The sequence below is a fragment of the Shewanella electrodiphila genome, from assembly GCF_023283985.1.
Classification (GTDB): Bacteria; Pseudomonadota; Gammaproteobacteria; order Enterobacterales; family Shewanellaceae; genus Shewanella; species Shewanella electrodiphila.
Map to the genome: position 1 here is coordinate 98568 of NZ_JAKIKU010000004.1, position 24697 is coordinate 123264.

22 protein-coding genes are annotated in these 24697 nt (G+C 40.5%); 12 read left to right on the forward strand and 10 right to left on the reverse strand.

Annotated features, from left to right (window positions below; translation table 11 throughout):
- Positions 1–207 precede the first annotated feature (207 nt).
- The gene (locus L2737_RS08590) at positions 208–1257 is read left to right on the forward strand and encodes a flavin-containing monooxygenase (RefSeq protein WP_229369130.1); all 1050 of its coding nucleotides are present in this window, start codon (positions 208–210) and stop codon (positions 1255–1257) included.
- A 144-nt stretch (positions 1258–1401) separates the two neighbouring features.
- Here L2737_RS08590 and L2737_RS08595 read toward each other — a convergent pair whose 3' ends face one another.
- The 4 genes from L2737_RS08595 to L2737_RS08610 form a co-directional block, all read right to left on the reverse strand.
- The gene (locus L2737_RS08595; protein ID WP_248955466.1) at positions 1402–2136 is read right to left on the reverse strand and encodes a rhomboid family intramembrane serine protease; all 735 of its coding nucleotides are present in this window, start codon (positions 2134–2136) and stop codon (positions 1402–1404) included.
- Between the two features lie 31 nt (positions 2137–2167).
- Positions 2168–3826, reverse strand: coding sequence for an ABC1 kinase family protein (locus L2737_RS08600; protein WP_157936239.1), 1659 nt, complete (start codon positions 3824–3826; stop codon positions 2168–2170).
- A 540-nt stretch (positions 3827–4366) separates the two neighbouring features.
- Positions 4367–5008, reverse strand: a complete 642-nt coding sequence (locus L2737_RS08605) for a LysE family translocator (protein WP_198589607.1) — start codon at positions 5006–5008, stop codon at positions 4367–4369.
- A gap of 170 nt (positions 5009–5178) precedes the next feature.
- A complete protein-coding gene (locus L2737_RS08610; RefSeq protein ID WP_248955467.1) occupies positions 5179–6396 on the reverse strand; it encodes a cation:proton antiporter in 1218 nt (405 codons plus the stop codon).
- A 129-nt stretch (positions 6397–6525) separates the two neighbouring features.
- Here L2737_RS08610 and L2737_RS08615 point away from each other — a divergent pair, with 129 nt between their 5' ends.
- Positions 6526–7413, forward strand: a complete 888-nt coding sequence (locus L2737_RS08615) for a universal stress protein (RefSeq protein ID WP_248955468.1) — start codon at positions 6526–6528, stop codon at positions 7411–7413.
- Between the two features lie 164 nt (positions 7414–7577).
- On the opposite strand, the gene L2737_RS08620 is transcribed toward L2737_RS08615, so the two are convergent.
- Complete coding sequence (locus L2737_RS08620; RefSeq protein ID WP_102529336.1) at positions 7578–7826, reverse strand: DUF3297 family protein; 249 nt, start codon at positions 7824–7826, stop codon at positions 7578–7580.
- 608 nt (positions 7827–8434) lie between these two features.
- Between L2737_RS08620 and putA the strand changes: the two genes are divergently transcribed.
- A complete protein-coding gene (putA, locus tag L2737_RS08625) occupies positions 8435–12259 on the forward strand; it encodes a bifunctional proline dehydrogenase/L-glutamate gamma-semialdehyde dehydrogenase PutA (protein WP_248955469.1) in 3825 nt (1274 codons plus the stop codon).
- Positions 12260–12422: 163 nt separating this feature from the next.
- On the opposite strand, the gene L2737_RS08630 is transcribed toward putA, so the two are convergent.
- Together L2737_RS08630 and L2737_RS08635 are read right to left on the reverse strand one after the other, a co-directional pair.
- On the reverse strand, positions 12423–12944 hold the full coding sequence (locus L2737_RS08630; protein WP_229369135.1) for a hypothetical protein: 522 nt from the start codon (positions 12942–12944) through the stop codon (positions 12423–12425).
- 47 nt (positions 12945–12991) lie between these two features.
- Positions 12992–13750: a winged helix-turn-helix domain-containing protein gene (locus L2737_RS08635; RefSeq protein ID WP_248955470.1), complete on the reverse strand. Its 759-nt coding sequence runs from the start codon at positions 13748–13750 to the stop codon at positions 12992–12994.
- A gap of 504 nt (positions 13751–14254) precedes the next feature.
- Between L2737_RS08635 and L2737_RS08640 the strand changes: the two genes are divergently transcribed.
- Positions 14255–15079, forward strand: a complete 825-nt coding sequence (locus tag L2737_RS08640; RefSeq protein WP_102529341.1) for a cytochrome c3 family protein — start codon at positions 14255–14257, stop codon at positions 15077–15079.
- A 10-nt stretch (positions 15080–15089) separates the two neighbouring features.
- Entirely contained in the window at positions 15090–15653 is a 564-nt protein-coding gene (locus tag L2737_RS08645; RefSeq protein ID WP_102529342.1) for a hypothetical protein, read from the forward strand.
- Positions 15654–15777: 124 nt separating this feature from the next.
- Here the strand turns inward: L2737_RS08645 and L2737_RS08650 are convergent, their stop codons facing one another.
- On the reverse strand, positions 15778–16362 hold the full coding sequence (locus tag L2737_RS08650) for a TetR/AcrR family transcriptional regulator (protein ID WP_248955471.1): 585 nt from the start codon (positions 16360–16362) through the stop codon (positions 15778–15780).
- Between the two features lie 177 nt (positions 16363–16539).
- On the opposite strand from L2737_RS08650, the gene L2737_RS08655 reads away from it, so the two are divergent.
- Together L2737_RS08655 and L2737_RS08660 are read left to right on the forward strand one after the other, a co-directional pair.
- Positions 16540–17421, forward strand: coding sequence for a DMT family transporter (locus tag L2737_RS08655; protein ID WP_248955472.1), 882 nt, complete (start codon positions 16540–16542; stop codon positions 17419–17421).
- 9 nt (positions 17422–17430) lie between these two features.
- Positions 17431–17865 carry an SAM-dependent methyltransferase gene (locus L2737_RS08660; protein ID WP_102529344.1) on the forward strand — a complete coding sequence of 145 codons (435 nt, stop codon included), beginning with the start codon at positions 17431–17433 and terminating at the stop codon, positions 17863–17865.
- 87 nt (positions 17866–17952) lie between these two features.
- Here the strand turns inward: L2737_RS08660 and L2737_RS08665 are convergent, their stop codons facing one another.
- A complete protein-coding gene (locus L2737_RS08665) occupies positions 17953–19029 on the reverse strand; it encodes a sensor domain-containing diguanylate cyclase (protein WP_248955473.1) in 1077 nt (358 codons plus the stop codon).
- Between the two features lie 447 nt (positions 19030–19476).
- Between L2737_RS08665 and L2737_RS08670 the strand changes: the two genes are divergently transcribed.
- Positions 19477–19923, forward strand: coding sequence for a hypothetical protein (locus L2737_RS08670; protein WP_102529346.1), 447 nt, complete (start codon positions 19477–19479; stop codon positions 19921–19923).
- A gap of 247 nt (positions 19924–20170) precedes the next feature.
- Positions 20171–21316: a ribosomal protein uL16 3-hydroxylase gene (locus L2737_RS08675; RefSeq protein ID WP_229369140.1), complete on the forward strand. Its 1146-nt coding sequence runs from the start codon at positions 20171–20173 to the stop codon at positions 21314–21316.
- A gap of 105 nt (positions 21317–21421) precedes the next feature.
- On the opposite strand, the gene L2737_RS08680 is transcribed toward L2737_RS08675, so the two are convergent.
- A complete protein-coding gene (locus L2737_RS08680) occupies positions 21422–21847 on the reverse strand; it encodes a CBS domain-containing protein (protein WP_248955474.1) in 426 nt (141 codons plus the stop codon).
- 317 nt (positions 21848–22164) lie between these two features.
- Between L2737_RS08680 and L2737_RS08685 the strand changes: the two genes are divergently transcribed.
- The 3 genes from L2737_RS08685 (at position 22165) to L2737_RS08695 (ending at position 24547) form a co-directional block, all read left to right on the forward strand.
- Positions 22165–22590 (forward strand): hypothetical protein, encoded by a 426-nt coding sequence (locus L2737_RS08685; protein ID WP_248955475.1) that lies wholly within the window; start codon positions 22165–22167, stop codon positions 22588–22590.
- Between the two features lie 95 nt (positions 22591–22685).
- Complete coding sequence (locus L2737_RS08690; protein WP_248955476.1) at positions 22686–23321, forward strand: heavy metal-binding domain-containing protein; 636 nt, start codon at positions 22686–22688, stop codon at positions 23319–23321.
- Positions 23322–23785: 464 nt separating this feature from the next.
- Positions 23786–24547 (forward strand): EAL domain-containing protein, encoded by a 762-nt coding sequence (locus L2737_RS08695; protein ID WP_248955477.1) that lies wholly within the window; start codon positions 23786–23788, stop codon positions 24545–24547.
- Positions 24548–24697: the final 150 nt, after the last annotated feature.

Below are 24697 nucleotides of genomic sequence, written 5' to 3' on the forward strand. Positions count from 1 at the left end.
TTGATAGCTAAATAAAACACGGTTAACGACCGTGTTTTATTATGGCTAAAACTGGTGTGATAAGAGATTGATAACAAGGTAATAAGAGTGTGCTAGCCACCAGGTTTACACCCACCCAGTAACTCCTTTTCTGTAATATCCCATGACTAAGCAGCGCTTCTGTTACAATAGCGCGCATAATTTTCGATATGTACTCATTTGGGATCCATGAAAGAATTTATCATCATTGGCGCAGGCCAGTCTGGCTTGTCTATGGCTTATAACTTATCCAACAATAATAAAGATTACTTAGTACTAGATGCCAATGAACATATCGGCGCTCCTTGGCTTAAAAGATGGGACTCGTTAACCTTATTCACTCCTACTGAGTACAACCATCTTCCTGGGATGAAGTTTCCCTTCCCTAAGGGCTATTATCCTAATAAATATGAAGTGGCTGAATACCTTAAAAGCTATGTCGAGCAATTTAAGATACCAATTGAGTTCAATCAAAAAGTCACATCAGTTAAAAAAGTGAACGGCATTTTCGAAGTCATTACAGGTTCAAGCCATTACCAAGCCAAGCAAGTAATCGTAGCCACAGGTCCGTTCCATACCCCTTATACCCCACCATGTCATCTTGATATTGCCGATAATGTCACCCAGTTGCACAGTGAAAACTATAAGAACCCATCACAACTGCAGGATGGTGACTGCTTAGTCGTAGGTGCGGGAGATTCTGGGGTACAGATTTTATCTGAAATAGCTGAGACAGGCCGCACAGTGCACTTTTCTGGCACCGATAAAATTGCCGCTATTCCACAAACATTCTTAGGGAAAACACTCTGGTGGTGGTTCAGTAAAATCGGCTTTTTGTCTGTGTCTCGTTATAGCAAAGTCGGCAAATGGCTCAGTAAAGGCGTGCAGCCTGTTATTGGTACAGATGTTAAGTCACTACTTGCTAAAGATAATGTGATTCATATGGGCAGAACCTTGTCGGCAGATGAGTCTCATATCACCTTCCAAAAAGGCAGTGTCAGTAGTATTAAAAATATTATTTGGGCGACGGGCTTTAAACCTAACTTTTTTTGGATTGATGGGATTTCATTTGATGAAATGAACTACCCGAGCAATTATCGTGGCGTCAGTAGTGATGTTGAAGGACTTTATTTTATTGGCTTACCTTGGCTATACACACGGGGCTCTGCCACCCTCGGCGGTGTTTACAAAGATGCTGAATATTTGATGACGCATATTTTAGATGTCAAAGCCGCTTAATCGTCACGGTTAATTTTCATAGTTAATTATCATGGTTAGCAGCTGCCCTCATCAATAAACAAAAAACACGGCAATTGCCGTGTTTTTGATTATTAAATACTTTGATTCACCTGTGGGCAGAGTTTGAAAGCCGCTTAAAAGCCACTAACGAACCTTAAAGTTCCTTTGGGTATTTTTAACCACCAACATGATAATTAAGGCGGTTAGTGCACCACCGACATGGGCAAAATGAGCAATATTACCGATAGAATACTTTGTCACGCCAAAGAATAAATCACCTAAAATAATCAATGGTACAAAGTACTTAGTACTAATCGGTACCGGCAAGAATATCAGTGATAATTTCGCATTTGGATATTGCATTGCAAAAGCCACTAACACTCCATAAATAGCTCCTGACGCCCCTACTGCTGGGGTATGATAAATGGCCATTAGCTCGATTAACCGATCTTTACCGAGTGCAGTAATCAAATTTTGATCCGCCATACCCTGAGATAAAATCGCGTCGATATGTGAGCTGCCATAACCCAGCGCCATGATCTCATTAATAATCATGTTGAACTGATAATAATTAGCAAGGGTGTATATCGCCGCTGCGCCTATTCCAGTCGCAAAATAAAACAATAAGAACTTAGGTGTTTGCCAAGTTTGCTCTAACGGTGTGCCAAAAGACCACAATGCAAACATATTAAACAGAATATGAGCAATGCTGCCGTGCATGAACATATGCGTAAAAGGCTGCCAAATCTGAAATTGATCGTTAAGCGGGAAGTACAACGCCAGCGACTGTAATTCGGTCACATTTGCGAACTCACTTAAGATAAAAATAACCGCATTGATCGCCATTAAATAAATAATGGATTGATTTCTCGCAGGCATAAATAAGCTCCTAATAAACTCTAATAATCCATTATTTAGATAAACTGCCTGAACGGCCAATAGCCAGTAATAACTTACCAACAAGAAAACTACCAATGGCAGTGATTCCTGTGCCCAGTATAGAAATGCCCTCATATAAAGGAGGTACGTTACTGCTCAATAGCATACAACCGCCTAAGAAAATCGCGCCACTTAACACCCCAAAAACTAAGCGATTGATAATGGTATCAAGGTTGCGATGATTAAGGTTTACGTCAAAGTGACCACTGCTGATTTGATGGGTTAATTTGTCGATTTCATCAGGTAAACCATTGATCACCCGCTGCCAACGTGTCGAAATGGTTTGCGCTTGTTTTAATGCATGTAGTGGAGACAACTGCGCTAATTTTATTTTAATCGCATACGGTCTTATCGCATCGCCAACGCTTTTATTACTGCTTAATAACTTCGATGAGCCCTCAAGCATAATTAACACGCGAAACAGCATCGACACTTCTGTGGGGATCACCAACCTATGCTGTTTAATGATCCGAATAAATTCGTTTAACACATCTACGATGGAGACTTGTTTCATGTCCACCTCAAGGTAGTCATGCACAAACTCGCTTATATCTTTCTCAAGTAGCTCATGATCTAGCTGCGGCTGGCTCTGACATAGTCTAATGACATGGTAAGTAAGCTCTTTCGGGTCTTTATCTGCCAATGCGAGCAATAACTCCTGAAATCGTTGCTGCATGTCTTTGCTCAGTCTTGCTGTCATTCCCCAATCCAGTACCCCAAGACGATTGTCTTCTAGTACCCAGATATTGCCAGGGTGAGGGTCTGCATGGAAAAAACCTAACTCAAAAATCATATCTAAATAGACTTTAATGCCCACATCAGCAATCTTACTGGTGTCGTATTGTCCCTGCTCCAATGCAGTTTTGTCGGCAATACTAAAGCCTTTTAAGCGCTCCATTACCAACACTCGTTTACTGGATAACTGCTGATAAACATCGGGAATGTGAACGTGCGGGTTGGCTTCAAAAAACTGACTGGCTTTTTGCATGCTACGCGCTTCTTTAACGTAGTCGAGTTCATTCAGTAATGACTTAGTAAACTCTAAAATCAAGCTGGTAGGTTGATACAGCCTGAGCTCTTCATGATATTGCTCAACAAGTGAAGCTAACATCTTAAGGATTTCTACATCTGCCAGAATCTTATCTTCAATTCCTGCATGTTGTACTTTGACGACCACTTCATCACCGTCTTGAGTGGTCGCAATATGCACTTGGCCTACAGAGGCTGATGCTAATGGAGTGAAATTAAAATCGATGAATAATTGCTCAAAAGGTATACCAAACTCAGCTTCAATGGTTTTCTTAATTTCAGCTTCTGGATCTGCTGGAGTGCCGGCTTGAAGTTTAGTCAGCTCTTCGGCAATGTCTTGGCCGACCAAGTCTGCTCTGGTACTCAATATCTGGCCCAGCTTGATGAAAGCTGTACCTAATTCACTAAAAGCCAAACGCAAACGAACAGCAACAGAAAGCGAGGCGAGTTGTTGGCCATTTTCATTAACGAATACACTTTTAATAAAAGCGGGGTTCTCTTCTCTTATCCAATTAGCCAAACCATATTTAACTAACACTGTAATAATTTGCTTCGAGCGAGATGAATGATTCATTAACTGTTTAACATTGAATAACTTCATCGATAATCTCATCCTGGTATCAAAGGCCAAAACAATGACCTTATATTGCTAACCAGATTATCCCCAAGCGCAGCGAGTGTACAGTCGTCAGCACGCATTTTTGGTGCGCTAGAGCCTAATTAAGCGCCAAGGCGTGTTATAAACTAAGTGATTCAATTTACGTGCGTATTTTGCAAGGCTATTGCCAGCACAATGAGCATAAAATGGCTTAGGTCGCCAATAGCACAATGAATAAGATTGTTGAAATCAATGATGAAAAATGAACAAAGTAGTGAACTGAAAAGAGTAGTGAAAAGAATAGTGAACAGAAAATGTGCAGATAAATGAGGGGAAAATGACTTTTCACAAAAGAGCTTATTCGAGGATAATGATGAAGTGAACCCTCACGATATTATCGCTGAACTAGACTCTAGTTAAGGTTCTAGTTAAGGCTCTAGTTTAGGCTAAATGAGAACCACTTTTAGGGATTCTCACAATAGCTTTAATTAAACACTTTAATCTACAGTCTTTAACCTAAAGCCTTAAGCTTAACCCATTCAATTAAGCAATACTTTGCACTTGTGAAGCCAGTAACCAAATCGCTAAGGCAAAAAATATCAGCCCCATAAACTTATTTTGGTAAGTTCTAAATTTATCATTTTTAAGCAGTGGCTTACCTAGGGTTCCCACTAATGCCACCAGCAATAAATTGAATAATAACCCCATTACGTTAAGCAGCAGGCCTAATGCTAACATCTGCTCGCCTGAACTAGCACTAAGCTGAGTAGAGACAAATTGCGGTAAAAAGAGCACGAAGAAGATTAGCGCCTTAGGGTTAAGCAAATTACTCATTACTGCTCGGCGATACAATAATTTGGCTAAGTTATTTTGTTGTTCTATTTCGGGCGCATCAGCCGCACTACTGCGCATACAATCCCAGCCCATTTTTAGTAAATACGCACCGCCCAATACTCTTAATACTTCTAAAGCAAAAGGGTTCATTGCCACCAAAGCTGACACGCCCATAGCCGCTAGTAAGGTTAAGATTAACCCCGATGTTGCGTTACCAAAGCTGGCGTATACGCCCACTTTACGGCCATAGCTCAAGCTAGAGCTGGCAATCAACAGCATGTCTGGGCCAGGAATTAATAGCAAAGCAACCACAGTGGTTAGATAAACAGGAAGTAGGGCCAGATCGATCATGATGAGTATTAGGTTCGTGATTAAACAAGGCGCGGATTTTACAGCCTTCCAACATGAATAAAAGTCATGTTGTTGTTAAATGAGAGCTAACATTGGCAAATTTTGTTTACAGCTGATGTTCACAACTTAAAAAGCCAGCAATAACCTGCATAAATCAAACTGGAGACGCCTTAATTCGGCTTAACTTGGGGGAATTTCTTAACCTGTTGTTTAATACTCCATTTAAGCATCATCGGGCCCACTAAGGTGGTAATCGCAATAATCACCACTAATTCAGTAAATAACTTACCATCAATAATGCCCATTTGATAACCAAGCTCTGAAAATACTAAGCCCACTTCACCTCTTGGGATCATGGCGCTGCCTACCACAGCTTTGGCTTGCCATGTTCTGCCGCCAAACCAGCCTGCGAGCAATTTACTTAAAATCGCTAGCAGCGTCAGCCAAACCAACAGCATGATCCCGCCAGAGCTATAATCTAGCTGACTTAAATCTAAACGAATGCCCACGTATACAAAAAATATCGGCGCAAACACATCGACCATGGTTTTAGTGGATATTTCCATCTTGTGAGTAAAAGAAAAAGGGTTCACTAAATAGCGATTAAACGGTGAGGTAAATTGCCGGCTTAACGCTAACCCCACAGCAAAACCACCTAATAGTGCAGGCGCACCAAACCAATGTGCTAACCATGAAAATAGGCAAATCAACACCATGGTGATGATCACTTCATAACCTGATTTATCAGCAAAGGGTTTGAGTGCACGAGCCAGATACAGCAAACCCCGTGTCACTGGCGGTGTTAAGATTAAAAAAAGCAGCACTTTGGCGGTCAGTATTAACGAACTGGCTAAATCAAACTCTCCAAAGCTTGCAAAGTTAAACAACAGACTTAGCAAAATAACGCCAGCGATATCATCAATCACCGCAGCACCTAAAATCACATTACCAACGTCAGTTTGTGCTTGCTGGGCTTGGCTTAGCACCCGTAATGAAATACCGATGCTGGTTGCTGTTAACGCACAGCCTAAATACAGCGCAGTAAAATATGAATCCGTCAGGTAATAGGCACTACTGATTCCAATCATAATAATTGGAATGACGATCCCCAAAACAGCGACTAGCGCAGCCCGCCCTCCCGCTTGAGATAAACGCTTAATTGACGTTTCGCAGCCAATGGAAAATAACAGTAAAATGACCCCGAGTTCAGCCAACACCGCCAGTGTTGCATTGGGCGTGACAATGTTGAGAAATGTAGGTCCCAATAACAGCCCAGCTAGGATTTCACCGACGACAGCAGGCAATTGAAGCCGCTCAAATATGCTCCCTAAAACCTTACCGCAAAGCAGAATTAAGCATAACGCGATAATAAACTGCTCTACTGTCATACACGCCTCCTAATCGCTGCGCCTTTGATTAAATATTGAGCTTATCAATGATAAAGATCAAGGAGTAAATCAGCTGTTTTGGTACATTTGACTTAGGTAATGTATGAAGGAATATATCAGGAGGTTGCCATGGATAAGCTATATATTATTGCTCAAAAAAATCAACAACAAGCCAATGCGGTGAGTGCGGGAATTGAGCTAGCTAAAAAAATGAATCTACAGCCTGAAATAGCAGCCTATAGCTACGAATCATTCAGCGGCGATGCCTACTATAATCCACGAATCGCCGCCGATGTACGCCAGCAAATTCTAGCTACGCAGAAGCTAGAGCTAGAACAACAACTCAGCGACATAGCTGCTGACATGACTCCAACGGATATGCCATTCAAGATCCCATTCAACATCACATGGTGTAAAGATTTAGCCGAGCATGCCTGCCAGCAGGCTAAACCTCAGCAATACGCGATGATGTTAAAGGCTATCCATGAGTCCGATTATTTTCTACCTGCTGATTGGCAACTGATCCGCCACACTAAAGTACCATTAATGCTGTTAACTCATAATCTGCTTAGTAAAGCAGGGACAATTTTAATGGCCGTGGATTTGGGCAGTAACAAAACCGTTAAAAAAGTACTCAATCAAGCGGTGATTAACCAAGCACGCCGTCTAGCAGAAGTCACAGGTCACGAGTTGCACCTTGGGTTTGTAATCAGAATTCCTAAAATACTACGCGATATGGATATATTAAATAGCCGCGTACTGATTAAAGAAGCTTACGATAAGCATCAACAAGCCATAGAACAAATTGGTATTGCTCGAGACCATGTTCATATTTTGGCAGGTAACCCTGATATGTGTTTGTTTGAACTCAGCTGTCGATTAAATGCCGAATATTTAGTGATGGGCGCTGTGCAGCGACAAGGCATTATGGGCAGAGTGATAGGCAATACAGCGGAGGCTATTTTAGCGCGAAGCCGTAGTCATATTTTATTAATTCCTCAGCAAGCCGTTGATTGATTAACTGATTGATTAATTGATTAATTGATTAATTGATAATTGATAATTGATAATTGATAATTGATAATTGATAAGGCGCCAAACTAACCCACCATTGAGTTAGACACAAAAAAGGCTTAGTCATGATTACTAAGCCTTTAAAATGCGCAATGTTACCGTACTACTTAACGGTAAAATGCTTCAACTGTGCCTTTAACTGTCATTAATAAAGGTTGACCGCGACGATCTAACGCCTTGCCTGCTGGCACTTTAACCCAACCTTCACTGATGCAGTACTCTTCAACATCAAAACGTTCTTTGCCATTAACCTTGATGCCAATGTCATTTTCAAAAACAGCTTCAACATGATGTGGGCTGCGTGGATTAACAGAAAGGCGATCAGGTAAAGCGGGTTGTGAAGTTGTATCGTTCATGAGCATGCTCTGTAGTAATAGAATCTAGCGCTATTGTAGGCAATACAGGCGCTTTGCTCAAGTGTAGCCATCATATACTCATGAATAAATGCAGCAGCAAGGATGTTTGATTAACGGTGTCAGTGTCACCTATACCTCTAGGCGTCGTTTAAAACAGACATAACCATAAAAGTAACCGAAAATCATCGATAAACTCACTAACAAAGCAATGATAAATCGAGTAGAGCTTTACCAGAAAGCAGACGATTAAAAACGGATTTAAAATCTTAGTTTAAAAGTCACGTTAATAGGCAAATTACTGCTTCTAGCTAGGTGGGCAAGAATTAGCACCAACAAAGGTTAACGACGAGTTAAATTCGTTAAAAAACTTTACATCTTTTTGACTAAATGAGTATTGACACAGAAGTGCAAGATGGAGGATATTCTCACCTAGAATTATTGAAGGTAAATCACACTTTATAAATAAATAATTTGCTAAAAATAAATAATGTTTCAGTAGCGTATTGAAACAGTACTCAACTGCTGTTATCGGACAACTATAATAATAATTATTGAAATAATTTTAATTGCCGGTGACGCAATATTTACTCATTTTTGGGGACAAGCACATGCTATTTGAAGGTAAGTTAATTTCTGACTGTCCAATCCGTCAAAAAATTCGCGATTTTTATCGTATAGATGAAAACATCGCAGTAGATCATATTCTCCCTCTAGCAGAAATTAACGTTAGCGCCCGAAGTAAGGCGTGGGAACGCGCACGCCAAATGGTCTTGAAAATTCGTCAAGATCAATCAGGCAATGGCGCAATCGATGCCTTACTTAATGAATATTCACTCTCAAGTGAAGAAGGCGTGGTATTGATGTGCTTGGCAGAAGCACTTTTACGCGTACCTGATAAACATACCCAAGATGTGCTTATTCGCGACAAAATCTCCCAAGGCCATTGGAGCAACCATTTAGGCAGCAGTGATTCATTATTTGTGAATGCTTCTTCATGGGGCTTATTAATCACAGGCTCAGTGGTAGATTATGCCGATAAACGTACCAAAGATCGCTTTGGATTATTGAAGAAAACCATTGGCCGCCTAGGCGAACCCGTCATTCGAAAATCAATGAACTACGCCATGAAAATCATGGGCAAGCAGTTTGTGATGGGTGAAACGATCGTCGCAGCAACTGAGCGTGCTGCCACAAAAGAGCAACAAGGTTACGTGTATTCCTATGACATGCTAGGTGAAGGCGCTCGTACTATGGACGATGCCAACCGATATTTAGCATCGTACCAAGACGCCATCGAAACCATTGGTAAAGTCGCCCAAGCGTCTGGTAAAAATGATCCTAGAAAAGTCCCTGGCATTTCTGTAAAGCTTTCTGCTATTCATCCTCGTTACGAATTTACCCATAAATCACGAGTGATGAACGAAATAGTGCCAAAGCTTAAAGCCCTATGTTTACAGGCCAAAAAGTATAACATTGGCTTGACCGTTGATGCTGAAGAATCAGAACGATTAGATATCTCACTTGATGTTATCGAAGCCGTATTTAGCGACGATGACTTAGCGGGTTGGAACGGCTTTGGTATTGCCTTACAAGCTTACCAAAAACGCGCGATTTTTGTGGTTGATTGGCTACGTGAATTAACGGTGCGTGTTGGCCGCAGAATGATGGTGCGCTTAGTCAAAGGCGCCTATTGGGATACAGAAATTAAGAATGCCCAAAAGGACGGTCATAATCACTTCCCTGTATTCACCCGTAAGTCATCGACCGATGTGTCATTTCACGCCTGTGCTAATAAATTATTAGGCTACCGAGACACAATTTATCCGCAGTTTGCGACTCATAATGCTTATACAGCTGCCACCATTGTAGAGCTTGCTGGTGATGATAAAGAAGGTTTCGAGTTCCAGTGCCTACACGGCATGGGTGATTCACTTTATGATCAAATCGTCAGCGGCGAACATATTCAATGCCGCATTTATGCGCCAGTGGGTCACCATGAAGATCTGCTCGCTTATTTAGTTCGTCGTTTATTGGAAAACGGTGCCAACTCATCATTCGTTAATGCCATTGTTGATGAGTCAAAACCGGTTGAGTCACTACTTGAAGACCCAGTAGAAAAAACTCAGCGATTAAAAGAGAAATACAATCAGCAAATCCTTAAACCGATTGCTTTATATTACAGTGAAGATGGCGAAAATCGTGATAACTCAAAAGGTTTAGATTTAACCAACATCAACGAGATCACGCCACTAAAAGAATCACTTGATAACTGGTTTACTAACAAACAACTTAATGCCACTGATGTGCCAGAAGGCGCTGTGGCAGTGAAAAATCCTGCCAATCATAATGAAATCATTGGCTATCACCATTTCCACGATAAAGATGCCATGCTGGCGATGATCGACACCGCACAAACGGCATTCGCTTCATGGTCACAAGTATCTGTCATAGAACGCGCCGCGCTATTAACTCGTATCGCAGATATCTTAGAGCGTCATACCGACGAACTGATTGCGTTATGTATAAAAGAAGCCGGTAAAGTTGCTCAAGACGGTATTGATGAAGTACGAGAAGCGGTCGATTTTTGCCGTTATTACGCTAACCGAGCGATTGAATTAGCTGAAGATGACCGCATAGAGCCGCGCGGTGTGGTGTTATGTATTAGCCCTTGGAACTTTCCATTAGCTATTTTCTTAGGCCAAGTTGCTGCAGCCATTGCCACCGGTAATACCGTGTTAGCAAAGTCAGCAGAACAAACCAGCTTAATTGCTCTGCGCGCCATTGAGCTAATGAAGTATGTCGGTCTTCCTACTGGTGTTGTTCAAGCTGTGATTGCTCCAGGTAGCTTAGTCGGCAATGTAATCTTGCCAGATGAACGCATTCAAACCGTGATGTTTACAGGTTCAACTGAAACAGGCACAAAAATTTCGCAAATCTTGTCTGAACGCGGTGGCCATCAAGTGCCTTTGATTGCTGAAACTGGCGGTCAAAATTGTATGATAGTTGATTCAACCGCCCTACCAGAGCAAGTTGTGGATGATGTTATATCATCTGGCTTCCAGTCTGCAGGTCAACGTTGTTCGGCGCTTCGCGTGTTATTTTTACAAGAAGATATTGCTGATAATGTCATTACCATGCTCAAAGGCGCACTGGCTGAATTACATGTTGGTAATCCTGAGTTCCTCAGTACCGATATTGGCCCAGTTATTGATCAAAAAGCACTGAGCGCATTAAACGCTCACAGTGATTACATGAAAGACTATGGTAAGTTGCTATATCGATGCGATATATCTACTGAAGTCGCTGACAATGAACACTTCTTCTTTGCGCCGCGCCTTTATGAAATCAATGATATTAGTGTATTAAAGCGTGAAGTATTTGGTCCATGTGTCCATGTGGTTCGTTTTAAAGGTGATGAAATCGAAAATGTCATCGATAGCATTAATGGCACAGGTTTTGGTTTAACCATGGGCATACACACCCGAATAGAGCACAGAGCAATTGATCTCGCCCGATTATCACGCGCTGGTAATGTATATATCAACCGCAATATGATTGGCGCCATTGTCGGTGTACAACCATTTGGCGGTCGTGGTCTTTCTGGGACGGGGCCAAAAGCTGGTGGGCCAAATTATCTATCACGTTTGGTCAAAGAAAAAGCCACACCAGATGTCGATGATTTTGACCTATTGCCGCCACAAGCTATTGAAAAAGATTGTGATGCACAGTCTATATCCGAAGCAACATTGTTGATGGATAGAGCCAATGAAGTTGAAAAACAGTGGCGTTTAACGGACTTAAACACCCGTACCTCTTGCGTACGTCAGTTACTGGCTAAAATCGCCCATGTTGATATTGTTGACGACTTAGCAGACGATTTAAATTACACCTTAAAGGTTTCTCGAGCTCAATTAATCGATATTGAAAAGCGCTTGAAAAAGCCAAAGGTGTTGCCTGGGCCAACAGGTGAATCTAATATCCTTTACTTGGAAAATCGCGGCAATATTATTTGTTTTGCCGATGAAAACGTCAGCTTCCACTTCTGGGTACTCTCAATCGTAACCGCATTGGCAACAGGTAATACAGTTATCACCGTGGTGTCTGATTTATACCATGATGAAGCATTGGTATTTAGAGATAAGTTGATAGCAACTGGCGCAGACAAAGATATCTTCCAAGTGGCAAGACATCGTCATTTACCGACATTATTGGCTCATCCTAAATTATCGGGTGTGGTTATTGATGGTAACTGCGATCGTAAACACTACATCAGTGAGAAATTAGCTGAACGTCAAGGTGCGATATTACCTGTGATCAGTTCTGAGTATTTCGATAACTTGATCCAGCGTCTACTGACAGAGAAAACCGTGAGTATTGATATCACGGCATCGGGTGGTAACACCTCTCTGATGACGTTAGTTGAAGATGATTAATACGCTTCAAAGTAGCTTACCCATAAACAGGTAAGCGTGTATTAGCTGTCATAATAAAAAAGCGAACCACTTATGGTTCGCTTTTTTAATGCATTTATTAAAAGCCCAAATGACTGGTAAGCAGTGACTCAACTTAGCCGACATAAGCGAACGATAAATAACATTAGTGCACTAAACGGCAGCCACACACTGTATTACTAGGCTGAAATAATACCACGGCAAAATCCTTTGCTTTATCTTGTTCAATAATCTGCAAGCTAAGGTTATGCATTCCGTCTCTGCTTAAGTTGAGGTTACTGACATAAGAAAGGTAGCGATAGTGCTCAGGAACCTGTTGATGTTCAGCTAACGGGCTTTCTTGTTTGGTATTCACTGAAATATCGTAAATCATGTTTTCAGTATCAATGCTGTTAACCTTGCCTTGCATTGACACTGTGCCAGCTGAACTGCCATCGATATTAAAATAGCGATAATGCACTTGAACCTGGCCATCTTTAGATAATAGATCCACAAGTAAATAATGATTACTATCTTGTTGGTCATTATGATGATTAAACAGCTCAGAGCTGCAGCTGAGCATAAAGCTTGGCGAGCTAGAAGCAGTAAGATTTGCTATCACACCGATACAACTCAACAGTATGGTCAATATGATGATATTGATTACCCAACGCCAATTTTTAACCATGTGAGCACCTCTTAAAAGTACAATCATTGTTAATCCAGCACATAAAATTAATCACAAATTTCAACTCCTTTTAGCCATGCTTGGCTAACAAATTTCTTGGGTTGTCGTAAGTCACTAATTTTTAGATTACGGATAACAGATTGGCCATAATGTTCGCCACGTAAGGTAATATTTAGCACCTGTTCGTCATGGGAGAGAGACAAAAAAACACGTTTCCAAGACGTTGAATTACATTGCGCTAGGCTTTGTTGTAATTGCATCCCCTGCTTTTTTAATAATGCTAAATTGGTTTTAGAACTAGAATATAAAATCACATCAACTGTTTGGCCTGAAGTCAATTTTACTGTTGCCGTGCTGTTAGGTAAAACAGGTAACGCTTTAGGTGGCGAGAAACGGATAAACATCAAGCCACTAATTAACAGTGCAACTGCCAAAGTGATAATAGCGATGATGGCAAAGCGTTGAGGGTGAGAAAAAAAATTCACCGATTGCTTACGACTTCGGTGATGCTTTAATAAGTACCCTTGCCCTTTGACAGTCTCAATCAATGACTCATATTGTGGACCTAAGAATGCTCTTAAGGTAAAAATAGCATGGGTAACCGATGCATCACTTAATGGTTGCTCTTGGCCATTGCCAGTTTTTAATAATGGCTTAGCCACCACTTTACCCTGGTAATCAATTAACAATGTAAGTACTTGTAACTCAGCACGAGGAAGGCGCCAAACTTCATCACTTTGGTTATTAACTAATTCGCCTTTATTAACATCGAATTTGCAATGCCCTAATTGCATCACTTTCCCCACTAAAACGCCTCATTAACCCAGTCTAAAACAACCCATAGATAATTCTGTGATCCTGCTTAATTTAGTGCTTTTAATTGCAATTTTTATGAAGTAAAAAGCAATGAACAACAACAAAATGCGACGTAAATCACACAAATTAACAATATAAATGCAACGTAACGAGTCGTTAAAACTGCCTTTAATGTTAATTAATTTAAAAAATAACGTGATCACAATCACGTTAGCAGCCAACTCAACCCAAAATTCACATTGTTTACTCACTTTATAAATGCAATCAACTGCGAATTTAAAGTCCATTTCACAGCCTATATTTCTTCGCTTTACATCACAAAATTAATCCCCCCATCACTTACATTAGATTCATCGAGCAGCGCATTAGCCTCAGATATAGAAACATTGAAGCAGCGCTAAATGAGATAACTCGAACCAATTTAAAGATATAAGCAAGTCATAAAAACAAAACACAAACTGAGTAACAATAACATTAAATATAGGGTGATTATTATGAGTATGAACAGACGCCAAGCATTAACCCAAATCATTGGAATGAGCACTGTTGCAGCCGGTGCAACATTAGTCGGAACATCCGCTTTTGCAGCTACAGATGCTGATGGAAACTTTAGATTAGAACTCGGTGACAAATTAAAGTATGTACCACTAGATGCAATGGCCACTGCAAAACTGGCTTATGAAACAGGTGGCGGGTGTATGCATCAAGTATTTCATTCCATCGTCACTAAACTAGCCGAGTCTTCAAGTGTTGATGCAGAAAACTTTGCCTCAATCCCTACGGCATTAGCAGGCTATGGCTGGGCAGGTATTGTCGGGCAAGGCACTATTTGCGGTAACTTAAACGCAGCAGGTATGTTGATCAACATTCTCGGCGATATTAATGACCAAAATTCAGCCGTTATTTCGGCCTCTTTCCGCTACTACGAAAGAGAAGATTTACCACTATCATCTGACGAGTTTGTGGCAGGTATTGGCTCAACAGCAGAGAAAAGCGAGCTTGTGGGTAAAACTTCAGTGGCCAACAGCCCATTATGTCATTCATCAATCAGTAATTGGTCAGGTGCTAACGGCGGTAAACCTTTCGTCGAAAAAGGCGAACGTTGTAAACGATTATCAGCCAGTATGGCTTACTACATTGTTGACTTACTTAACCGCGCTTATGCTGGTGAAGTCATTGGAGCTCTACCTGAAGCGATGGCTTCAGAAGAAACTCAAGCCTGTCAAACCTGTCATGGCACAACTGAAACTATGGGCTCAGCTGCCAGTGTTAAAGGTGACTTAGAGTGTCAAACTTGTCATACCGGACATTTCAATTAAGGAGCTCATTATGAAACTTAAATTATTGAGCGCCTTGCTGGCTAGCTCCCTACTGCTTATAGGGTGTGGAAGTGACGACGATACCAGTGCACCGGATCCAGTCGATCCGCCTGTAGTTGAACCACCAGTAACCGATCCTGTTGATCCACCAGCGAGTGAAGTGGTGAAGATTGATGATGCCGATATGATAGTGTTAACGGTTGATGAGTTTGATGCTGCCACTGGCGCATTAACCTTCACCCTAGATAATGGCGATGAAAAAGCCATCACCGATGCCAGCACTTACGACATTATCTACTTAGGTTATCCCGATCCTAATGCATCATCATCTAACGCTAAAGCTTGGAAACGCTGGCATGTTAGTCAAACGTTTAGCTGTGATCCTACAACTGAAGATGAATGCAGTGGCGTATTAACCGAAACCGAAACTGAAGGACAATACACTTTTAACGCGATAGACCTAGATCTTGAAAGCAAAGCCTCAGCAGGTGCTGTAGCACTTTATAAAGTCGCAATTCAAGTTCATGGGGTAAAGGCCACTAATGAATTCGAGCTCATTCCCGCAGGAGAATAGCCATCACCCGGCCTGATCCGATCCCCATAAAAGGCATTAGGCATTCACAGCCGTAGCGGTTTGCTACGGCTTTTTTTGTTTTGGATAATTTTGTTTGAGATGTGCCAGAACTGTGCTTTTATTTTTACTCAACAGCTCGAAGTAAGAATGCTGTCGCTGCTTCAGCGTAATGCTCAATTTCACTTAGTGTCGGTGCAATCATGCCCATTAACACCTTATTTCTATGGTTTAATAACATCCCTAGCCACAGCTCAACTGTGGTTTCAATGTCAGTGACATTGAATCTTTGTTGGAAAAACTCAATTAATACTCGCTGCACGTCATCAGGCCCAACACTAAAAAAGCTAGTAATTATTTCAGGGCTGTTTCCACTTTCAGCTACCAGTAATCTAAAAGTCGCAATGTGCTCATCAGATAAATGGAAACTGATGTATTCAATTGCAAAACCAAGCAAAGCGGCATGATTATCATCCAGTGATAAATATTGCGTTGCCTTATCATCGAACTGGCTTCCCATATGCTCTAGGGTTGCCTTAAATAAGACTTCTTTAGAAGCATAATAGCGATAGACGGTTTGCTTGGTCATTTGTGCTTCACTTGCAATACAATCCATATTCGCAAGACCATAACCCGCAGTTAAAAACTGTTCTTGCGCAGCACGTAAAATTGCCAGTCTCTTCTTTTGTTTATTTTGTTCAATTTTGCTCATCTGGCTCCCTCATTCGCGATTCTAACTTCAAGCCTTACCAATAGTTCTAATTCGCTCTTTAATCAATCCAAGTGAATCCAAGTCTCTAAAATATCATACCATAGAGTATGATTTATATTGACAGCTTACCAAAATAAAATCATACTCGCTGGTATGATTTTATTTTGAGGTATTAAGATGACAAATTCAACAACCAAAGCACTGACTAATTCAAGAAAAATAGGCTTTGGACTCGCATTGTTAGGCGCTGTGTTAATGAGTATCGATCCCATATTTATTCGCTATGCAGGCGTTAGCGGATTCGATACCGCCTTTTTGTTTGGATTATTCAGCGCAATCTCGATGCCGATATTACTTAAAATGAATGATAAACGTGGGATCAGAAAAGCGTTAACAGCAAGCGGCTGGCCAATACTGGTATCAGGCATACTCATGTTAGGGAGTGCAACAGGCTTAGTGTTTAGCATTAAAATGACGTCTATCGCCAACACATTTGTCATTTTAAGCGCCACTCCTGCCATTGCCGCCATTTTCAGTTGGTTGATACTAAAAGAAACCACTAATCGCTCAACCTTATTCGCAATCGTCGCTGTCATGATAGGGATAACTATCGTGGTATCGGGCTCTGTGAACACAGGAAATTGGTTGGGTGACTTATTGGCCCTGTTCTCTGTTACTTGCTTAGCACTGATGTTTACATTACTACGTAAATATCAAGATATCAGCAGGCTAGCCAGTGTTGGTCTTGGTGGGCTATTACTCGCCATAGTGATGTTTTACTTTGCTACTCCCTCAAGTTATAGCATGGAAACTTGGTTGATTATGGGCGTTATGGGTTTATTTACAGCTCCCCTAGGCCGTGTTTTCTCCATGGTAGCAACTCGTCACATCTCAGCTCCTGAAGTATCGATGACGTTAATGCTTGAAACTGTACTAGCACCTATATGGGCATTTATGTTTTTTAGTGAAATTCCTGCTAACACCAGCCTTTTAGGTGGTGCAGTCATTATCACGACGATATTTTTTTACACCCTATTTAGTTTAAAGAACGAGCATTAAGGAAAGACCATGCCTAAAACCTCTATAACAGCAGCAACATCAACAAAAGCCACACTAAAGTTTATTGGCCAAATTAACACCCCATATCTTGCCATCGATACATGTCCGAATAACATTCAAGATAATGGTCCAGTGTGCGAGATAGCGCTTTATGATGATTATAAAGAAGGCCTACTTGGACTCAGTGACGGGCAAGATATTTTAATTTTATACTGGCTAGGTGATGCGTCACGTAATGAACTCGTTCAAACAAGCAGGCAACAAATGGTGAAGGGAACATTTGCTTTGCGCTCTCCCAATCGCCCAAATCCAATTGGCGCAGCGGTCTTGCCTATTGAAAATATAAGGAATGGGGTCATCACGGTGAAAGGGTTAGATTGTTTAAACCATACTCAATTAATTGATATTAAGCCTGCAATTAAACGAGAAGTGAGCAATCAATAAAGTCACTTAATCGTCATTGATATTGCATGGCGGTTTAAAATACGAACAATAAAAGCCACGAAAAACCTATTATCGTTAGTCATGGCTTTACGCTTTTTCAGCCACCTGTTTTTGCGGTTTTACAACTCGTGCAGATTTTACGTTTACTTGCGAATTTTTAAGTTGATACATCTTGATGTCTGCAACGTTAAACAAGTCATTAATAGAGTAATCCTTACAGTCAACGGCAACATGCCCCCAAGCAAACTCCAATTGAAACTTGTTACCTCGATAATCGACCGCACAACAATGGTGCTTTATTCGTTGAATAATTTTGTGAACAAAATCGTCAATATCACATTGTTCAGGAACAGAAAAAACCAGCACAAATTCATCACCACCAATCCTAGCAATGATATCTGCACTTTTAAGCTCTTTTGAAAGGTAACTCGAAAATGTCTTCAACATATGGTCACCTGCAAGGTGGCCAAAATTGTCATTTATCTGCTTAAAATTGTTTAAATCTAGGTAGATGAAGCACAGTGCTGAATCACAGTCTCTATTGTTATCATCTAAATTTCTCAGTTTCTTTTCTAATCCATAGCGATTAGATAACTTGGTGAGATGATCTTGCTGAGATTTATCGAAAAAATGCATTCTCGACACAGTGAGAGCGGTTTGTTCAGTTATGACATCGAAGTAATTCAGCTCAGTCGGCGATAGAATGACGGTTTGTTCGCCAAAACTACCAAAAGCCATCACTCCAAGTGCTTTGCCATCAACAAATAATGGATAATTCACTACAGTTCGAAGGTTAAGTAACGGAGTAACATCTTTATTTGCCTCGGGCTCAATCAACAAATCTTCGGTATAAAAGATTTTTCGTTGGCCAAGCATCTTCTTGAAAATAGGATCATCATTGTAGTTAATGTGAGGCACTATAGTAGACATGATTTCAGCGTTAGGACCAACACCAGCCACATGATTCAGCCACCCCGTTCGTTTCGCATCGGTGATATAAATCCACACATCGGTCAATTGAAACAATGTACTGGTTTCTGTTTGTAAGAAAGCTGCCATTTCCTTGAGGGAACTGACCTTATTCAATCCTTTACTCACACGTACTAAGGAGTCAAACAGTTCCGCATATTGCGCGTTTGTTGTCATGCTTTTTATTGGTTTCATAGCCTTCTGATACTGTTAATCAAAATAGAACATACAACAATCACTTCCATGGCCTTACTTGCTTTGAAAGCTAAACATTTATCAACCTAAACTTGAGTTAATTCAAGTCAATTAACTTGTGTATTAAACTACATCATCAAGCCTAGCTTTCATTATCCCATCCTATTTAAATTAACAAAAAACCGCTAGAAAATTATGAGTTTATTGATAAAACTTAGATTTAAATCAAACTTTTATAACTATCTAATCAAACCGTATCCATGCCAATTTACACGCGACGTTAACTCAACGCTCATGCAAAAATTAGATAATTATTGATTCAGGGTAACTCAGAAAATAACCCGATAATGCTGCTATTAATTTGATAAAATTTACCATCACAAGAATTATTGTTATTAACAGCTGCACCTTTACAAGCACTGAATAAGAGAAGTAAGTAAGCGCCCTATGACTGAAAAAGAATCTTTGCTGCAAAATCTGTTAGATATATTGATAGTCCAACGCCAAACGGCACTGAGTGCAGCTGAAGATGCCCATAATGACGCCACCAATGAACAAAGCGTGGCAGAAACTCAATATGACACAATCGGTTTAGAAGCCGCTTACTTAGCACATGGACAATCACAACGAGTCGCTGATATTGATATCATGATAAAACGCTTAACGGCGCTTCCTCTTAAAGACTTTACGGCCGAAGATGACATCAACCTTGGTGCGATAGTGACCTTAGAAGCTGGCATGAATTGCTGGCTATTACCTGTTTGTGGCGGCATAAAACTCGACGATGGAAACATTGTCGTTATCACTCCACAATCACCTTTAGGACAGAAACTAGATGGCGCAATGGTGAATGAAAAGCTTAATGATGGTCGCTTGATCTTGGCAATTAGATAAACTTAAGTTATTCAACCTGCAGTAAACATCCCGAAACTAAACGACATACCAGTCATGTTACGATTATTCGACTCTGGTTTTTGAATCAGGTTTTCGAATCTGGTTTTCGACTTTGTTTTTCGAATCTGGTTTTCGAATCATTGAGCTTCATCATTTTCAAAAACTAATCTGCCATAATATGATCTCAGGCAAATTACTCATTGCTAATACTTGTTAGGATCGCCGCAAATTTTAGTGGGTAATAAACATGCAATTAGATTTAAATGGTATGACACCAAAACAATTTCTCGAACAGTACTGGCAAAAAAAGCCACTGGTGATCCGTCAAGGTTTTAAACACTTTGAAGATTTGCTATCACCAGAAGAAATGGCAGGGCTGGCTTGTGAAGATGTGGTTGAGTCTCGCCGTGTATTTAAGAAAAATGATCAATGGCAAGCTGAATTTGGCCCATTTGAATCTTATGAAGAACTGGGTGAAACAGACTGGACCTTAATCGTTCAAGCCCTAAATAACTGGGTGCCTGAAGCTGAAGAACTGCTTAAATGTTTTGATTTTATTCCGCGCTGGCGTTTAGATGACGTGATGGTGAGCTATGCCACACCTGGCGGTGGAGTGGGTCCACACATTGATCTATATGACGTATTCATTTGCCAAGGTTCTGGCCGACGACGCTGGAGAGTTGGCGATCTTGGTCCACACAAAGAATTCTCTGCACACCCAGCACTACTGCACACCGAAGCATTCGATCCGATTATTGATGTAGAGTTGCTTCCAGGCGATATCCTATATCTACCACCAGGCTACCCTCATGACGGTGTGACACTTGAACCATCAATGAGCTTTTCTGTGGGTTATCGAACTGCCTCAGCTAAAGACATGGTTAGCGCAATGGCAGATCACATCATCGACAAAGACTTATGTAACGATCAAATAGCCGATCCTGATCGCGTTATCAGTGAACATTCTGGCATAGTGAATAACAGCGATCTTGAACGTATTAAGCAACAACTGCTTGCTACCCTTGATGACACATTAGTCAGTGAATTTAGTGGTCGTTACCTAACACAATCTAAATGTGAGCTAGATTTACCAGAAGAAAGTTTAGGGTTTCAAACCCTAGATGTCACAGAGCAACTTAAACTACAACCTTTAGTAAAGCTTGGCGGCCTGCGCACGCTGTACTTTGAAACCAGCGTTGCTGACGGTGTGCTGTATATCAATGGCGAGCAACTTCAATTATCAGCAGATAAAGAAGCCTTAATTGCACTGCTATGTGATACCCAAGAGTTAACCGCACAAGACTTAAGCCCATGGCTAAATGATGATGAAGTGGTTGCGCAATTAACCCACTGGGTTAACGCAGGCTATTGGTATTTCGACGAAATCGAATAAAACTTGCTTAAGAGTGTCGCAATGAATATTGCGGCACTATAAAAAATGCGTCACGATGAATATCGTAAAACCATGAATTAATACTTAGCTAAATAATCACAGCCCCTACTTCTGCATCAACAGCAATCGCTGGCAGAGTTTGACAAAATCCGATGAAGTCACAATCCCCAGTACCTTATTTGCCTCATCAACCACCGGTAAACAACCTAGTTTATTATCAATAAAATACTGCACGACAACGGTCAGAGGTTCATCTAAACCTAACTTTTGCGCCTCGGTTTCCATAATATCTGCGATGGGCGTATAACGCTCTTTTCTATCGAGTGCGCCTTGACCGTACTTGTTCAAGGTATTTAACACACTTGCTATCATCTTTTTGTGTGTCAGTAAGCCGATGAACTCTCCTGTTGTTTCACTGATAACAGGTAAATGACGCACATTACGACTTTGCATCAATAAGTGGGCATCCTTTAAGCTAGCCTGATGACTAATACAAACAGGCTTGGGTGTCATAATGTCGCTTACTTTCATCGCTTTACTCCTTAAGCTGTGACTTAATAAAGATTAATCAAAATAGGCAGAAATAGCTAGATGAAGCACTTAGTCGCTCATTTTATATTTAACGAATTAAATAGAAAGCGGACTTTTGTAGGAAATAATCAGATAAAAATATGAGGCCGAGTATAAGGAGAATGCAAACAGCTTAGAGATAAACACCAGTGATCTAGTTAACAGATTAAATCGCTGATGATGACAAGGCATAGGTTGATTTTGTAACTGTGAATTGAGTCAGATTCATTGAAAAAAAATGGTGATAAGCTCAAGCCATAATATTTTATGGAACTGATATGTTTACCCTTTTTCGGCAACGGACAATATATGTTTTTACCATACTGACGCTGTTCAGCCAGTTGGTATTTGCGAATCCGAATTTTATGATGCCAAAGGTAGGCAATCTCGCTCACTCTGACAATATAATCAGTTCTGAAACCGATGATCCCCATGACAGAAAGCTGGCACCGACTTTATTAACAGCCTGCAGTTCTGCAAACCATCTACATGAAACTCTATCCAATAATAAAGCCCATCATTGTGATGGCCTAACCCCTTGCTCATCGGATTGTGATAACTGCTTTTATATCAGTATTGCTGACACTCTGTTGATGCATAAACCTTGGCAAATTTTTCATCATCCAGATAATAAAATTGTCAGCCTTACCGCCTACTTTCAATCAATATTGCCAACGCAGCACCTAAGACCTCCCATTGCTTAACCTTAACAGTAACAACAATTAGTCACTTTATTTATAAATCACGGACACTGACATCATTCAGAACAACGTGCCCGAATCTTTAATGGAAATAAGCAATGAAAAACATAATTTATATCGTCCTAAGTCTCTTTTTAATCAGCTCGACGGTACAAGTGGCCACTGCGGCACATCATAATGTTGCCGAGCAGCAACAGTCACATGCTTGCCCAATGCATCCAGAAGTAACAGGTCAGAATGGCGATACTTGCCCTAAATGCGGCATGAATTTAGAACATGCTCACCAAGCAGATGGCGACCACTGCCCAAATAAAGGCAAGTGCGAAAAATGTGCTAACAAAGCCAAATGTGACAATTGCAAAGGGTGCAAAGGTGAAGGCAAGTGCAACAAGTGTGCTAACAAAGCCAAATGCGAAAACTGTAAAGGGTGCAAAAGTGAAGGAAAATGCGACAAGTGCGCTAACCAAGCCAAATGCGAAAACTGTAAAGGTGAAGGCAAATGCGACAAGTGTGCTAACAAAGCCAAATCCGAAAACTGCAAAGGGTGCAAAGAGTGCAAAGGGTGCAAAGGGTGCGCTAAAAAAGGCGACCACGCACATAAAAACTATTCACATAAAGAGCATGCTAGCGCCAAGCATACACACGCTTGCCCTATGAACGCTGAGATTACAGGTATTGCTGGCGATACATGTCCAAATTGCGGCATGGATTTAATGCCAATTAAAGCTGAATAAACCATTATTTAGCGGCTAGGTAAAATTAGTCTAGTTATTTTAAATCGCTAAAAACCAAACCTGAAACAATTTTTCCGCCCAAGGCCTTAATCACTGTAATGTAATGATTAGGGCCTATGTTTTTCTGTTGAACGTTCACAGCTACAGACCAAAAATAAATAAAATATTCAATAATCAAAACTAAGCTTTAGCCATAATGACTAGTATAGGGTTTTGTCTCATATTGATATAATTGAAAATGCCCACAACACTAAGGGGCTCGAAATCATCGAACTACAGCCTTTCTGTAACACATTTCATCTTTAGAGCAGAACTAAAAATACTGAATAAACTTTACTAGCTGCCGTAAATTTTTAAATAAAGTGCACTCATATGTCTCTTTATATGAATAAAACAGTTTTATCTTAAAAACCTAAATGCTATAAACGCTAATAATTCTCAATAACATTTAAGTGCATTACTTCATGCTAAATTTACTGTCTCTAAGTATGGGATGTGAATACCAACCTTTCATTTTGACTGACACACAACAAATTGCGGGATATGAAGCCTTATCTCGGTTTTATGACAAAACCAATGCACCTATCCCCCCAAACCAAGTTTTTGAGCAGCTTCACAGCCAAAATGAGCAGTTAGCTAGAGTCGAATATCATGCCAAGGCTTTTCAAGTTGCAAATAGCAATCAGCAACTTCCGCTATTTCTCAATATCGACCCTCATGCATTAGACGTCAATAACTGTGGCGCAATGCTATCACTGCTCAGTAGCCGAGAAGCAACAACTGTTGAGATTATTGAAAACACATGCATCAGTGATGCTCAATTATCAGAAAAACTTGTTCAACAGTTAAAGCAACAAAAAATAGGTGTTGCCTTAGATGATATTGGTGCGCCACATTCTATGCTGTCTTTGCAACTTTTAAGCTCAGTTGATTGCCTCAAGTTCGATATTAGTTGGCTGCAATTACTCGATAAGCCTGAAAAGTGCGAGCTATTTATTGCCTTGCTCAATTACGCTAAAGCTACCAATAAACAAACTGTACTTGAAGGTGTAGAAACTGAGATACAGCTTGATATAGCCACTAAGTTTGGTGTTGATTTAGTGCAAGGTTTTTTGTTTAAACCTTGGTTTGTTCAGCCCAAAGCTAGAAAGCAACTCAGCGACATACTTTTATCTTCAACACAAATATTACCGCCATCACAACTAGCGTCTTTTGCCACTGTTTAAAAAATTAAAAAACGAAATAGAAATGAAATAAGTCGATAGCAGAGTTGCTTTTATCAGAGCCGCATTTATCAATAATATATTCATCATGAATAACGCTAATAAACCTGAACATAAAAACAAGTTCAGCATTCAAATAAAAAGCTTAAATGA

What these genes read in the sequence shown, in the direction of transcription:
- L2737_RS08590 (WP_229369130.1), top strand. Translation starts at nt 208, where the DNA reads ATGAAAGAATTTATCATCATTGGCGCAGGCCAGTCTGGCTTGTCTATG.
- L2737_RS08595 (WP_248955466.1), bottom strand. Translation starts at nt 2,136, where the DNA reads ATGCCTGCGAGAAATCAATCCATTATTTATTTAATGGCGATCAATGCG.
- L2737_RS08600 (WP_157936239.1), bottom strand. Translation starts at nt 3,826, where the DNA reads ATGAAGTTATTCAATGTTAAACAGTTAATGAATCATTCATCTCGCTCG.
- L2737_RS08605 (WP_198589607.1), bottom strand. Translation starts at nt 5,008, where the DNA reads ATGATCGATCTGGCCCTACTTCCTGTTTATCTAACCACTGTGGTTGCT.
- L2737_RS08610 (WP_248955467.1), bottom strand. Translation starts at nt 6,396, where the DNA reads ATGACAGTAGAGCAGTTTATTATCGCGTTATGCTTAATTCTGCTTTGC.
- L2737_RS08615 (WP_248955468.1), top strand. Translation starts at nt 6,526, where the DNA reads ATGGATAAGCTATATATTATTGCTCAAAAAAATCAACAACAAGCCAAT.
- L2737_RS08620 (WP_102529336.1), bottom strand. Translation starts at nt 7,826, where the DNA reads ATGAACGATACAACTTCACAACCCGCTTTACCTGATCGCCTTTCTGTT.
- putA (WP_248955469.1), top strand. Translation starts at nt 8,435, where the DNA reads ATGCTATTTGAAGGTAAGTTAATTTCTGACTGTCCAATCCGTCAAAAA.
- L2737_RS08630 (WP_229369135.1), bottom strand. Translation starts at nt 12,944, where the DNA reads ATGGTTAAAAATTGGCGTTGGGTAATCAATATCATCATATTGACCATA.
- L2737_RS08640 (WP_102529341.1), top strand. Translation starts at nt 14,255, where the DNA reads ATGAGTATGAACAGACGCCAAGCATTAACCCAAATCATTGGAATGAGC.
- L2737_RS08645 (WP_102529342.1), top strand. Translation starts at nt 15,090, where the DNA reads ATGAAACTTAAATTATTGAGCGCCTTGCTGGCTAGCTCCCTACTGCTT.
- L2737_RS08650 (WP_248955471.1), bottom strand. Translation starts at nt 16,362, where the DNA reads ATGAGCAAAATTGAACAAAATAAACAAAAGAAGAGACTGGCAATTTTA.
- L2737_RS08655 (WP_248955472.1), top strand. Translation starts at nt 16,540, where the DNA reads ATGACAAATTCAACAACCAAAGCACTGACTAATTCAAGAAAAATAGGC.
- L2737_RS08660 (WP_102529344.1), top strand. Translation starts at nt 17,431, where the DNA reads ATGCCTAAAACCTCTATAACAGCAGCAACATCAACAAAAGCCACACTA.
- L2737_RS08665 (WP_248955473.1), bottom strand. Translation starts at nt 19,029, where the DNA reads ATGAAACCAATAAAAAGCATGACAACAAACGCGCAATATGCGGAACTG.
- L2737_RS08670 (WP_102529346.1), top strand. Translation starts at nt 19,477, where the DNA reads ATGACTGAAAAAGAATCTTTGCTGCAAAATCTGTTAGATATATTGATA.
- L2737_RS08675 (WP_229369140.1), top strand. Translation starts at nt 20,171, where the DNA reads ATGCAATTAGATTTAAATGGTATGACACCAAAACAATTTCTCGAACAG.
- L2737_RS08680 (WP_248955474.1), bottom strand. Translation starts at nt 21,847, where the DNA reads ATGAAAGTAAGCGACATTATGACACCCAAGCCTGTTTGTATTAGTCAT.
- L2737_RS08685 (WP_248955475.1), top strand. Translation starts at nt 22,165, where the DNA reads ATGTTTACCCTTTTTCGGCAACGGACAATATATGTTTTTACCATACTG.
- L2737_RS08690 (WP_248955476.1), top strand. Translation starts at nt 22,686, where the DNA reads ATGAAAAACATAATTTATATCGTCCTAAGTCTCTTTTTAATCAGCTCG.
- L2737_RS08695 (WP_248955477.1), top strand. Translation starts at nt 23,786, where the DNA reads ATGCTAAATTTACTGTCTCTAAGTATGGGATGTGAATACCAACCTTTC.